Annotated in this window: 11 protein-coding genes, 1 tRNA gene and 1 pseudogene; 7 read left to right on the plus strand and 6 right to left on the minus strand. The window is 48.9% G+C overall.

Features of this window, described 5'->3' with window-relative positions:
* Together H8L47_RS20220 and H8L47_RS20225 are read left to right on the plus strand one after the other, a co-directional pair.
* Nucleotides 1-102 (plus strand): annotated as a pseudogene (locus H8L47_RS20220) (IS5/IS1182 family transposase); the annotation flags it as partial.
* Nucleotides 103-189: 87 nt separating this feature from the next.
* A complete protein-coding gene (locus H8L47_RS20225; protein WP_186955421.1) occupies nucleotides 190-642 on the plus strand; it encodes a hypothetical protein in 453 nt (150 codons plus the stop codon).
* 87 nt (nucleotides 643-729) lie between these two features.
* On the opposite strand, the gene H8L47_RS20230 is transcribed toward H8L47_RS20225, so the two are convergent.
* Together H8L47_RS20230 and ppnN are read right to left on the minus strand one after the other, a co-directional pair.
* Nucleotides 730-1,686, minus strand: a complete 957-nt coding sequence (locus H8L47_RS20230) for a chemotaxis protein (protein ID WP_186955422.1) — start codon at nucleotides 1,684-1,686, stop codon at nucleotides 730-732.
* Between the two features lie 65 nt (nucleotides 1,687-1,751).
* Nucleotides 1,752-3,122 (minus strand): nucleotide 5'-monophosphate nucleosidase PpnN, encoded by a 1,371-nt coding sequence (gene ppnN / locus H8L47_RS20235; RefSeq protein WP_222616624.1) that lies wholly within the window; start codon nucleotides 3,120-3,122, stop codon nucleotides 1,752-1,754.
* A 251-nt stretch (nucleotides 3,123-3,373) separates the two neighbouring features.
* Here ppnN and H8L47_RS20240 point away from each other — a divergent pair.
* Together H8L47_RS20240 and H8L47_RS20245 are read left to right on the plus strand one after the other, a co-directional pair.
* Nucleotides 3,374-3,450: transfer RNA gene (locus H8L47_RS20240), tRNA-Met, on the plus strand.
* Between the two features lie 122 nt (nucleotides 3,451-3,572).
* Entirely contained in the window at nucleotides 3,573-3,800 is a 228-nt protein-coding gene (locus H8L47_RS20245) for a hypothetical protein (protein WP_186955423.1), read from the plus strand.
* Nucleotides 3,801-3,829: 29 nt separating this feature from the next.
* On the opposite strand, the gene H8L47_RS20250 is transcribed toward H8L47_RS20245, so the two are convergent.
* Nucleotides 3,830-4,627, minus strand: a complete 798-nt coding sequence (locus H8L47_RS20250) for a LytR/AlgR family response regulator transcription factor (protein ID WP_186955556.1) — start codon at nucleotides 4,625-4,627, stop codon at nucleotides 3,830-3,832.
* Nucleotides 4,627-5,664 carry a sensor histidine kinase gene (locus H8L47_RS20255; protein WP_230413839.1) on the minus strand — a complete coding sequence of 346 codons (1,038 nt, stop codon included), beginning with the start codon at nucleotides 5,662-5,664 and terminating at the stop codon, nucleotides 4,627-4,629. Before H8L47_RS20255 ends, H8L47_RS20250 begins: the two co-directional genes overlap by 1 nt.
* Before the next feature lie 208 nt (nucleotides 5,665-5,872).
* On the opposite strand from H8L47_RS20255, the gene argH reads away from it, so the two are divergent.
* The 3 genes from argH to H8L47_RS20270 all read left to right on the plus strand — a co-directional run bounded on the left by argH (nucleotide 5,873) and on the right by H8L47_RS20270 (nucleotide 9,940).
* Nucleotides 5,873-7,276, plus strand: a complete 1,404-nt coding sequence (argH, locus tag H8L47_RS20260) for an argininosuccinate lyase (protein WP_186955424.1) — start codon at nucleotides 5,873-5,875, stop codon at nucleotides 7,274-7,276.
* Nucleotides 7,277-7,643: 367 nt separating this feature from the next.
* On the plus strand, nucleotides 7,644-8,186 hold the full coding sequence (locus H8L47_RS20265; RefSeq protein ID WP_186955425.1) for a TRAP transporter small permease subunit: 543 nt from the start codon (nucleotides 7,644-7,646) through the stop codon (nucleotides 8,184-8,186).
* Entirely contained in the window at nucleotides 8,183-9,940 is a 1,758-nt protein-coding gene (locus tag H8L47_RS20270; protein ID WP_186955426.1) for a TRAP transporter large permease, read from the plus strand. Before H8L47_RS20265 ends, H8L47_RS20270 begins: the two co-directional genes overlap by 4 nt.
* Before the next feature lie 140 nt (nucleotides 9,941-10,080).
* Here H8L47_RS20270 and H8L47_RS20275 read toward each other — a convergent pair whose 3' ends face one another.
* Together H8L47_RS20275 and pmbA are read right to left on the minus strand one after the other, a co-directional pair.
* Nucleotides 10,081-11,172 carry a TRAP transporter substrate-binding protein gene (locus H8L47_RS20275; RefSeq protein ID WP_186955427.1) on the minus strand — a complete coding sequence of 364 codons (1,092 nt, stop codon included), beginning with the start codon at nucleotides 11,170-11,172 and terminating at the stop codon, nucleotides 10,081-10,083.
* Nucleotides 11,173-11,578: 406 nt separating this feature from the next.
* Entirely contained in the window at nucleotides 11,579-12,931 is a 1,353-nt protein-coding gene (gene pmbA / locus H8L47_RS20280) for a metalloprotease PmbA (RefSeq protein ID WP_186955428.1), read from the minus strand.
* Between the last annotated feature and the right edge of the window lie 78 nt (nucleotides 12,932-13,009).

A 13,009-nucleotide genomic window follows, 5' to 3' on the forward strand; every position in this document is an offset into this window, starting at 1 on the left:
GAGAAATGCCATCGCCTTTGGAAAAACTGTGAGCGACAATTGAATACCAGCTTGCAATTCGTTAATTTGGCATTCCTCACTTTGCTCTTGCGGCGGGGGTGATCAAAAAAGATCTCGAACAGGTTCTAAGAGAGGTGCTGCAACGCAGCTGGGGCGATTTTGGGTATGTCCTATTATTGCAAATGAGATATGAAATTATTCAAATCACTCCTTGTAGCAATCTGCCTGCTGAGTATCACTACGTCAGCATGGGCACGTCCTGGCGGACATCACTACCGCCCAAGGATCAGCATAGGTTTGTCTATTCCGCCACTCTATTTTCAATTCAGCAACAGGCACAGCCATGGAGTTTCCTTTTACCCCTACGATTACTCCTGGCGCTACCACCCCGGCGTGGTAGTTTCACCAACAATTAGCTACGTTTCGCCAGTAGTCAGTACCAGCGATATAGTGTACGAAGAAAGCTATAGCGTGTATCCACAAAACTATGTGAATGACAGCACCATCATGAGCCAGCCCAGTCGTGATCCACAAACTACAACTGGCAAGGACTGGCTGTATTGTCATCAGCCCGATGGTTTTTATCCAGCCATCAAATCCTGTCCCGCCGGATGGCATCGTGTGCCAGCACAATCAAGATAAAGCAGTCTTGATCCAGATACAAAAAGGGTGCAATTATTTCACTAATTGCACCCTTTGATGACGATTTCTGATTTATACAGCAAGAACTTATTTTGCCAATACTGCACGTATAGCCGCTGCCAATTCCTCCGCCACAAATTTGGCAACATAAGCATCAGCACCTACGGTCTTGATATGGTCTTCGTTGGTTGCGCCCGACAAAGATGAGTGTATGACCACAGGCAAGAATTTAAACCTGTCATCCTGCTTGATCTTGCGTGTCAGGGTAAATCCATCCATTTCTGGCATTTCCAGATCCGTCAGCACCATCGCCACTTTGTCACGGACACCCTTGCCTTCAGCCTGAGCTGCTGCTGCCAGGGATTGCAATTTCTCCCAGGCTTCCTTGCCAGTCTTGGTCATGATGTATTGCGCACCCATGGCAGTCAGGGCTTGCTCAATGAGGCCACGAGCCACCGCTGAGTCATCTGCCGCCAGAATAGATGCCCCGGCCTGCATTTTCAGCTTGGCACCTATCGTTTCAGGATCAACATCCTTGGTGTCTGAGGGAGTGATCTGACGCAGGATTTGCTCCACATCCAACACTTGGGCGAGACGGGTATCTTCAGTATCGCCATCCAAACGGGCAATACTGGTGACCATGCCGCCCACTGCACTGTTTTCAGCCGACAAAACCTGATTCCAGTCCAGACGTACAATTTCTTCAACTGATTCAACTGCAAAGCCCTGGGTGGTACGTGCATATTCTGTCACCAGCATGATGTTTAAGCCAGTCTTGGGTTTCAGCCCCACCACGGAAGGCAAATCAATGACAGGAATAATTTGCCCGCGCAAATTCACCACGCCCAGCATATGGGGCATCGCGCCAGCCATACCGGTAATAGTAGGCATGGCGACGATCTCTCGCACCTTGAAGACATTAATGCCAAACAATTCTGATCTGTCACTGCTGCCATCTGAGCCAAGGCGGAACAGCAATAGCTCAAATTTGTTGGACGCAGTGAGGTTGGTACGTTCGTCAACTTCTTGCTGTACGGAACTCATGTCTGTTTTCCTCATAGTGATGGAACAGGGATGCACCATTATCCTACTGTTTTACTGCAACACAATTACTTTATAACACGGTAGCAAGGTGTGTACGCCTTACCAGGCAATTTCATGCGGTTTTGTGCAACAAAAGATGCCAGCAAGGTATCCATAGATGCCATTATTTCACTATCACCGCGAATTTCAAAGTGCCCATGTTTTTCTATGGCACGAATACCCTGGTTCTTGACATTGCCTGCAACCACGCCTGAGAAAGCCCGGCGCAAATTGGCCGCCAGCAAATGGGTTTCCTGGTTCTTGTGCAGAGCCAGATTACGCATGTTTTCATGGGTAGGCTCAAAAGGCTTCTGAAATTCTGCATCTATCTTCAATAACCAATTGAAATAATAAGCGTCCCCCTTGGCTTTGCGGAATTCACGCACCTTCTTGATGCCTGCCTGCACCTCTTGCGCCACCCTGACCGGATCATTGACAATAATTTGATAACTCTGTTGCGCTTTAGGACCAAGCGTAGCTGCAATGAACTGGTCTATCTGACGGAAATAGTCTGCCGCTGTCTCTGGCCCGGTGAAAATCAGCGGGAAAGGCAAATCTGCATTATCAGGATGCAACAAGATGCCCAGCAAATACAAAATTTCTTCCGCCGTACCTGCACCACCAGGAAAGACGACGACGGCATGCCCCATGCGTACAAAAGCTTCAAGTCGCTTTTCTATATCCGGCAAAATCACCAGATCATTGACGATGGGGTTGGGGGCCTCGGCCGCGATAATGCCTGGTTCGGTGATCCCAAGGTAACGACCGGTAGTAATCCTTTGTTTGGCGTGGCCTATGGTGGCACCCTTCATTGGGCCTTTCATGGCACCTGGCCCGCAACCAGTACAGATATCCATGGCGCGCAAACCCAACTGATAGCCTACATGCTTGGTGTAATCGTATTCATCGCTGGAAATCGAATGCCCCCCCCAGCACACCACCATATTAGGATTGGCCTGTGGCTTGAGCAAGTTGGCATTACGCATGACGTGGAAAACACCGTCACTGATGCCTTCGGTAGTCGTCAAATCAAACTTGCGGTCATCCTCTATGGCAGCCTTGATGAACAGAATATCGCGCAGCACTGCAAACAAGTGCTCCTGTATACCCTTGATCATGACACCATCCACAAAGGCACTGGCAGGCGCGCCCTTGACATCAAGCTTGATGCCGCGCTCACGCTGCACAATGCTGATATCAAAGCTCTTGTATCGCTCCAGCAATTCCTTGCCGTCATCCAGGCCACTACCGCAATTCAATACCGCCAGTGCACAACTGCGAAACACTTGATACAGACCACCATGACTATTGTCGAGCAATTGCACAACCTCGGCCTTGGATAAAACCTCCATACGGCCGCCTGGTGAAATTTGTGTGTCAATGACTTCGAATTCCATAACTGCTTTTTCACTCCTGAAAAATGATCTCTGGCTGGTGCGTTCACGCCACCACATTGTGCTTCCCTATGCGTTCATTATGCATGCAATTTATTCTGCGGGTTGCTTCAGCAACATTATTTTCTACATTTGCATTGTGAAGAATCGCAAATTTCGCATGTCCTTCGTTCTCCATTTAACCGTCAAATAAAAATATTTTTATAAATGATTGTATAAGGCGCTCATGCCATGTACAATTTGCCTCCTTCAGACGCGGGGTGGAGCAGTCTGGCAGCTCGTCGGGCTCATAACCCGAAGGTCGTAGGTTCAAATCCTGCCCCCGCAACCAAAGTTTTTGTTCTGGTGCATACGCACAAATTTACCGAGCACAATTGATTCCCCTGACAAAGCATAGTCAGGGATTTATTGTCTCCATTTGTACAAACATCACCACCAACTACGTATAAGCTGATGAAAGACAATAAAGATCACGCCACCCTGGAATTGCCCGGCTTCGGCGCACCTGCGTTTTTATTGCCTGAGAACAGGAAGCCTGTAAAACCAGCACAAGGTCGACGCGGCAAAAAACAGGAGCAGCTAGAGTTGCTTGAAGTGCTTGGACCGACTGACCGCACTGGCCTGCCAGCCTGGGTGCAAGACGAAGACACTGATTTGACCGGCTTGCCTATCTGGCGCTGAACTGCCCTGCACCCTAACTCTTCAAATACCTAGACCCTTACCAACGCCTTGATGACTGGCCATTGCCGGCGTGAGATTGGCAGCCGTTCGGCGCAATCAGTGACAATGACTTGCCAGGATTCAGATACTTTTTCCTGATGATTCTCTACATCCACAACTTGCACCGCTCTTTCTACACCATGAATAGCAGTACGGGCGACCAGGGCGTTTCTATGCACCCTGACCAGTAAACTCCCCAACTCCAGTTCTATCGACGTGAGTGACTCTTCCAGCAAATACTCTCGTTGCGCGGTATGCAAGGTCACATATTTTTGCTCTGCTTTCAAAAACAGCACATCTGCGACTGGTATGAGTAAAATCCGCCCCCTTTCCAGCACTGAGAAATGTTTACGTTTTGGACCAGGGCTGTCTGTAGCGATTTTCTCCGGCAAGCGATGCTCTACCTTCACTTTTTCAAAGCCACGCTGCAAGGCATCGACCAGCCGGCTTGCACGAACTGGCTTCATCAAGTAATCAAGCGCATGCACCTCAAAAGCCTTGACAGCAAATTCATCATAAGCTGTCACAAAAATGATTACCGGCGGGCGCAAGCTAGCTTGATGCTGAGCCAGATGCTGTGCCAACTCGATACCGTTCATACCCGGCATCTGCACATCCAGCAAGACAATTTCCGGATGTAAATTGCTTATTTGCTCAAGGCCCTGCATGGCATTTTCTGCCTCACCAACTACCGTGACCGGGCATTCGTGCTGGATGTCTGACAAAAGAGTCTTCAACCGTTGTCTTGCGGGTGCTTCATCATCAATAATCAATATTCTTGGGATCATCATCTTTTAGCTGGGAAATGCAATTTGACTTCAAAGTACTCACCTACAACGCCGTACTGGATTTGCGCTTCAATATCATAAAGCAAACTTAGTCTTTGACGTATGTTTTCCAAAGCCATCTGATTACCAGAAACCATATTTGAATCGGCGTGATAAGGGTTGCAAATGCGAATATCCACCTTATCCAGATGACGTCGTATCTCTACGGAGATGGTGGCTTGCTGCACAGATGGTTCAACACCGTAATGAACGGCATTTTCCAGCAAGGGTTGCAGTAGCAACGAAGGTATCTCTATTTCATTTAATTCTTTGAGTGAGATTTTTTCTTTATCCCAAGTCACATGCAAACGCTCGCCCAGACGAATTTTTTCTATCGCCAGATATTGCTCACACAAACGTATTTCATCTTGCAAGCTGGTGACATTACGGGTGTCACGCATCAATACCCTGAATAAATCTGCAAGGTCCTCCAGCACCATTTCGGCACGGCGCGGCTCTGTGCGTATCAATGACAATGCAGTATTAAGACTATTGAACAGGAAGTGCGGACGTATCCTGGCCTGCAAAGCTTGCAGTTTCGCCTCACCCAGCGCAGGTGAAAATGCCCTGGTGCGCAATTCAAAATACTGCTGAAATATCAGTGCAAGCACGCCGGTTGCAGCAACGACAAAAAGAGGATTAAGCTTGGGGAAGCCAGCCAGAAACCAGTCTTGCATGTGCAAATACACCATGATCAGCGATGCTATGGCTGTTGGCAACATGCAACATAACAAGCGCTGAAACCACGCAGACATGGGAAAACGCATCGCCAGTCTGCGTAAGCCGCACAGCGCCAGCAAAGAACAAAGGCTGATGGTTTCCAGCAACATCGCGCTCTCAAGAAAATTCTGCAAAACCAGGCGCCAGTCATCACCGCGCGACCACAGAACAAACAAACCGAGCAAATTCACGCTGATCAGAATTCGGGAAAATACACCCAAATTGCAACAATCAGGTATCAGTGGCTCGCCAATGCTGTTCATTTTATCGCTAGTCATCTCTGTCATCTTTATTGTTGATTGCCGCGTTGGCATCTCCTGCCCGGCTTGGTTTGGCCTTCATTTAACTACCTGTTCTATCAAATAAAATGAAAAATTATCCCCAACTCTACAAGCATCTGGCATTTGCAAGGGTAATCAGCTTTAAAATCTGGGATAATCAGGGGAAATTCTCTCGCAAATGCAGCCAATATGGCAACAATTCACTATGACATCACAATTCAATAAAAAAAGCGAGGCATGGTCTGCCCGTTTCTCTGAACCTGTTTCCGATCTGGTCAAACGCTATACCGCCTCGGTTTTCTTCGACAACCGCATGGCTGCTTTTGATATTGAAGGCTCACTGGCACATGCTGAAATGTTGCAGGCACAAAACATCATCACTGCCCACGATTATGCCGATATACAACGTGGCATGGCACAGATCAAATCTGAAATCGACAGCGGCAAGTTTGAATGGCTGCTCGACCTGGAAGACGTGCATCTGAATATAGAAAAGCGCCTGACAGAACTGGTAGGCGATGCCGGAAAACGCCTGCATACTGGTCGTTCACGCAATGATCAGGTTGCCACCGACATACGCCTGTACATGCGCAGCGCCATCGACAATATCCTCGGCCTGTTGCGAGACTTCCGTTTGGCTTTGCTGGATCTGGCAGAAAAAAATGCGGATACTATCCTGCCAGGTTTTACCCATATGCAAGTGGCTCAACCTATCACTTTTGGTCACCACATCCTTGCCTATGTAGAAATGTTTGGCCGCGATGCAGAACGTATGCAAGATTGCCGCAGGCGCGTCAACCGCCTGCCATTGGGTGCTGCGGCCCTGGCTGGCACGACCTTCCCTATCGACCGTGAGCGCGTTGCCAAAACCCTGGGCTTTGACGAAGTTTGCTATAACTCGCTGGATGCCGTCTCTGACCGCGATTTTGCCATAGAATTTTGCGCCGCCGCCGCATTGGTGATGACACATATCTCGCGCATGTCAGAAGAACTGGTGATCTGGATGAGCCCGCGCATAGGCTTCATCGATATCGCTGACCGCTTTTGCACAGGCTCTTCCATCATGCCGCAAAAGAAAAACCCTGACGTGCCGGAACTGGCGCGTGGCAAGACTGGCCGCGTCAATGGCCACCTGATCGCTCTGCTGACTCTGATGAAAGGCCAGCCACTGGCTTACAACAAGGATAACCAGGAAGACAAGGAGCCCTTGTTTGATACGGTAGATACTGTCATTGATACCCTGCGTATTTTTGCTGACATGGCAGGCGGTATCACTGTCAAACCAGAAGCCATGCGTGCCGCTGCCCTGCAAGGCTATGCTACAGCAACCGATCTGGCTGATTACCTGGTCAAGAAAGGCTTGCCTTTCCGTGACGCACACGAAGCCGTCGCTTTGGCAGTACGCACCTGCGTTGAAAAATCCTGCGACCTCAGCGACATGTCACTGGAAGAATTGCGGGCCTTCTCCAGTCTCATCAATGACGATATATTTGAAGTCCTGACATTGGAAGGTTCGGTCGCTGCCCGCAATCATATTGGTGGCACAGCACCACAACAAGTCAAGCTGGCGATTGCCAGATTGCGCAGCCAACTCGGTCAGGCAAATTAAGCCTGCTTCATCAGTTTGCTGATACGGGTGCGATTTATAATTCAGAAATCGCGCCCATTTCACGCAAGCCCATATTTCCATCCTCGATGTCCATCTAAGTAGAAATACTGGGATTGTCGTTTTCACTCCAAAAAAGTATTTTTTCAACACAGATGGACTCTCGTGCATGTGAAAAAATGTCTTATACTCGTGACGGCTTTGGAATACCTGCACTATGCTCATGGTAATTTCAGAAGCACAAAAAACAAGACTCAAAATAACATTTTCAGGTAGCAAGGTAAGGCAGCTCTTTCGCGAAAAGACTGCAGCCCATGCCCGACATTTGCGTTTTTGACGTCTGTAAAATAAAAACTCAGGAGATATGTATATGCAAGTATTTCTGCGTCTGTCTAAATGGATCGACGTAATGAATGAACGTATCGGCAGTCTGGCAAACTTGTTAATTTTATTATCATGTATCGTCAGCGCTACGAATGCGTTAATACGTTATGGTTTCGACTGGAGCGACAACTGGCCACTGGAATTGCAATGGTATTTGTTTGGTGCCGCGGTCATGCTGGGTGCATCGTACACGTTCCAAAGAAATGAACACGTCAGGGTAGATTTGATTTATGCCCATGTTTCTGAACGTGCTCAACTCTGGATCGATATTTTTGGTATCGTCTTTTTCCTTTTCCCATCTTGTATCTTGTTTTCCTGGCTGGCCTGGAAATCACTGTTCCTGCCATCCTGGGCAATTCTGGAGCAATCGAGTAACTCTGGCGGCCTGCCGCGCTACCCGATCAAACTGATCGTTCCCGTTGGCTTTGCATTGCTGACTTTGCAAGGCGTATCTGAACTCATCAAACGTATTGCATCCTTACTGGGCAAGACACATCTGGAATCGAAATACGAAAGGCCTGTGCAATGATCCCTTTAGAGTATATGCCGCCACTGATGTTTGGCGGCCTGGTGTTGTTTATGCTGGTCGGTTTTCCCGTCGCATTTTCACTGCTTGCGGTTGGCCTGTCTTTTGGTCTGTTATCGATAGAGTTGGGTTTTTTCAACGTCGCTTTCCTGCAAGCGGTTCCTCAACGTATTTTCGGCAGCGTGCTGGCCAATGACCTTTTATTGGCAATCCCCTTCTTTACTTTCATGGGGGCGATACTAGAGAAGTGCGGTCTGGCAGAAGACATGCTCGACTCCATGGGTCAACTCTTTGGGCCTATCCGCGGCGGCCTTGGCTATTCTGTCATTATCGTCGGCTTCATACTTGGTGCCATCACAGGTACGGTTGCTGCGCAGGTGATTGCGATGGCAATGATTTCATTGCCCGTCATGATGCGCTATGGCTACAACATACGGTATACCACTGGTGTGCTGGCAGCGTCTGGCACGATCACCCAGCTGGTGCCTCCTTCTCTAGTGCTGGTAGTATTGGCAGACCAATTGAAAACCCAGACTTCCAGCGCTGACGTAGGCAGCATGTATCTGGGTGCCTGGGGACCATCGCTGGTACAGATCGCCTTGTTCATTCTGTACACCTTTATACTGTCACGTATCAAACCGGATTGGCTGCCAGCCGTCCCTAAAGAAGCGCGCACCTTGCAGGGCAGGGCCTTGTGGATGAAATGCCTGCAGGGGATTATTCCATCCGCCGTACTGATTTTCATGGTGCTCGGCACCATGATGCTGGGCATAGCAACGCCAACTGAATCCGGTGCCATGGGTGCGCTGGGTGCGATAATTCTGGCGGTCCTGCGTGACAAGGAATTCAACAAGAGGGACAAACTGGCCTTCCGTGCTGGTCTTGCCGGACTCGGTGCAGCCTTGATCATCGGCCTGTTTTTTTACTCGGACACCCAGGAGATCAGCAAACCTGCGAAACTTGCATTGCAGATAGCTTTGGTTGTCGTGTATGTCGCCATTGTCTGGCTGGTGACACGCGCGTATCGTATTGCTGATCTGCGCGCTCTGATCACGCTGGGGTATCAATCCACCATGCGCCTTACTGCCATGGTTGTGTTTATCCTGATAGGATCGACCTGCTTCTCGGTCGTGTTTCAGGGTGTGGATGGTGGTGTCTGGGTAGAACACATTTTCACCTCCCTGCCTGGTGGCTGGATAGGCTTTTTGCTGATCGTCAATCTGTTCATTTTCTTCCTGGCGTTCTTCCTGGATTTCTTTGAAATTGCCTTCATCGTGGTACCCATGCTGGCACCGGTTGCAGAAAAAATCCTTGCGCCTGTATTACTGGAAAGCATGGGCAGCCCACAAGCGGCATCCTCTGCCGCGCTGGTATGGTTTGGCGTCATGTTATGCGTGAACATGCAAACCTCGTTCATGCATCCGCCATTTGGTTTCGCCCTGTTCTATTTGCGCGGAGTAGCCCCGAAGGAAGTCAAGAGTTCAGACATCTATTGGGGCGCCCTGCCCTGGGTAGGTCTGCAGATGATTATGGTGGTACTGGTCATGTGCTTCCCCGTCATGGTTACTGCTTTGCTGGACAAGGGTTCCAACAAGCCCGTGTCAGACAATCTGGTGATAGAGAAGACCATCAATGAGCCAGATGCCGACGTCAAGCCGCCAGTGTTTAGCGATAACACTGAAAAGCCAGCCAGCACGCCTGATACACCGCCAGAAGAGGAACAACCAAAGTTCCAATTTCAGGAGCCGCAGAAGTAAGTGCTGAATAAATAAGCAACACAAAAGACCTCTGACTAGTAATAGCGGAGGTTTTTCATTTCTACAAGCAAATGCATCTATAAAATAAAATCCCCGCAGAAATTCTGCGGGGATATTTTATTTACAAACTCAGATCAAGATTATTTCAAAGCCTTGCCAAAGTTAAATCGTGCAAAGGATTGCTCTGCAACGCCAAACCATTGGCCCTGATTATTGCGGAAGTTGATCCAGTCTGTATAAACCTTGGCAAATTTAGGATTTTTTGCAACTTCTTCTGAAAAAGTTTCTTGAGCAGCTTTAAAGCAGGCATCCATGACTGGCTGTGGGAAAGGTTTCAGATTGATCTTTTGCGCCAGCAAACGCCCCAGAGCAGCCGGATTACGGGCATCGTACTTGGCTTGCATATCGTTATGTGCTTCGTGCGAAGCTGCCTCTATCGCTGCCTGATATTGCTTGGGTAACTTGTCCCATTCTTTTTTGCTGACGTAGAAGGACAATTGCGCACCGCCCTCCCACCAGCCGGGATAGTAATAAAACTTGGCAATCTTGTTGAAGCCCAGTTTTTCATCATCGTAAGGACCTACCCACTCTGCTGCATCTATCGTGCCCTTTTCCAATGCAGGGTAAATGTCGCCACCAGCAATCTGTTGAGGCACTGTACCCAGTTTGGACAGCACGCGACCAGCAAAGCCACCGACGCGAAATTTCAAGCCATTCAAATCTGCTGGCGTCTTGATTTCTTTACGGAACCAGCCGCCCATTTGGGTGCCAGTATTTCCGCCCAGGAAATTCACGACATTGTATTCAGCGAAAAATTCGCGCATCAACTTCATGCCATTACCATGCAGCATCCATGCAGTTTGTTGGCGTGAAGTCAGGCCAAATGGTACAGCTGTATCAAATGCAAATGTTGGGTCTTTACCAAAGTAATAATAAGACGCAGTGTGCCCCATTTCCACCGTACCATTTTGCACGGCATCTAAGACCGCAGTACCAGGCACAATCTCACCGGCAGAAAACACTCGTATATTCAACTTCCCATCAGTCAATTCTTTGACACGTGCAGCGAAAACCTCGGATGCACCGAAAATGGTATCCAGACTTTTAGGGAAACTGGATGTCAAACGCCAATTAAGGGTAGGCAAAGCATCCGCAGCCAAGGCTGGTGCGGCGACCGCAGCGCCAACTGAAGCACTTGCTGCGGCTTTTTTAAGAAAGGAACGACGTTCCATACTATCTCCGATATTTTGAATAAAGACCTGAATTGCTCCCGGCCCGCACACTGATGAATGACATTGACGTCATTTACTAAAAACCGAAATCATTCTATGGGCGTAATCCTGGCCTAGCAATAAATGTTTATATTGCATTGCAACATTCGCAAGGATTCCTAGAAGCCAGGACTACTAAATTGTAGTCTTTTGAATACTTCAACAGCAATCTCTACCTATGCCAAGTTTCATCTCACCAAGCAGAGCCTAAGTACTTTTACTGAGGGTGAATAACAACGGTTATTGTTACGAGTACGCAAATCATGCTGAAGCAGGTAAAACTTGAGAGTCCGGACGAAAAACCGGGCTGCATCAAATATATTGACGCAGCCCGGCATGTGTATTGCTTTTACTAACAAGTTGCCTGTCAGCTACCTGCTATTGTCATACTCTCGATAAGAATGGACCCAGTTTGCTTGCTACCACGTATCAAGCTGTCACTACCTACAGCAGCAATTTGCTGAAACATTTCGCGCATATTGCCAGCTATAGTAATTTCTTCTACCGCATACTGAATCACACCATTTTCCACCCAGTAACCAGAAGCACCTCGCGAATAGTCGCCAGTTACATAATTCACACCCTGCCCCATCAGCTCAGTCACCAGCAAGCCCGTGCCCATTTTTTTTAACATACCAACAAAGTTGTCGGCCCGCTTGGTCAGACTTGATGTCAGGGACAGGTTATGTGACCCGCCCGCATTACCGGTAGTTTGCATGCCCAGTTTGCGGGCAGAATAAGTAGACAGGAAATAGCCTTGCAAGACGCCATCCGTGACAATATTGCGTTTTTGCGTCTTGACGCCCTCATCATCGAAAGGTGAAGAGCCGACAGCACCGATGACATGTGGGTCTTCCTGTACCTGAATATGGGAAGGGAAAATTTGCGTACCCAGCGAATCGAGCAAGAAGCTGGACTTGCGATACAGAGCACCACCGGAGGTGGCCTGTACCAAGGCACCCAATAAGCCTGCAGCCAGCGGCGCCTCAAACAACACCGGGCATTTGCGGGTATCAAGCTTGCGGGCATTGAGTTTAGCCAGTGCGCGTTCAGCAGCATAACGGCCTATGGCCTCCGGCTCCGCCAGTTTTTTGGCATTGCGATGGGAAGAATACCAGTCATCCCTTTGCATTTTTGCACCCCTGCCAGCGATAGGTGCGACCGAGATCGTGTGACGTGAGACAGGATAACCGCCCATGAACCCACGCGAATTGGCCGCCACAAAATGTGATTGCTGGGCGTGCACGCTGGCACCTTCACTATTGGTGATGCGCTTGTCAACTGCAAAAGCTGCTGCCTCAGTGCGTTTTGCCAGCTCTATGGCTTCTTCGGCAGTGACAAGCCATGGGTAGCACATCTTGAGGTCAAGCGGCGCCATTTCCAGCAGATCTGCTTCAGGCAAGCCAGCGCAATCATCTTCCGCCGTAAAGCGGGCAATATTGTAGGCCGCATCAACAGAGTCACGCAGGGCTTGCTCAGAAAAATCGGAGGTGCTGGCATTACCACGGCGTTGACCGATATACACGGTAATGCCTATCCCCTTATCGCGGTTTTGCTCTATGGTCTCTATCTTTCCCTTGCGCACGCTGATGGACAGGCCACCACCTTCACTGATCTCCACCGCTGCGTCCGATGCCCCTTTTTCACGGGCGAAACGCAACATATCCTGCGCGATTTGCTTTAACTGGTCCTGGGTATGGGTAAAAACTGGTTTGCTCATGGATGGGATTCTATGTTTGTCAATGCCAAATGGCGAAATGGCCAAAGGGAACTATCCTAATTATTTACCTTGATTCAC

The organism is Undibacterium umbellatum (genome assembly GCF_014284125.1).
GTDB lineage: Bacteria > Pseudomonadota > Gammaproteobacteria > Burkholderiales > Burkholderiaceae_D > Undibacterium > Undibacterium umbellatum.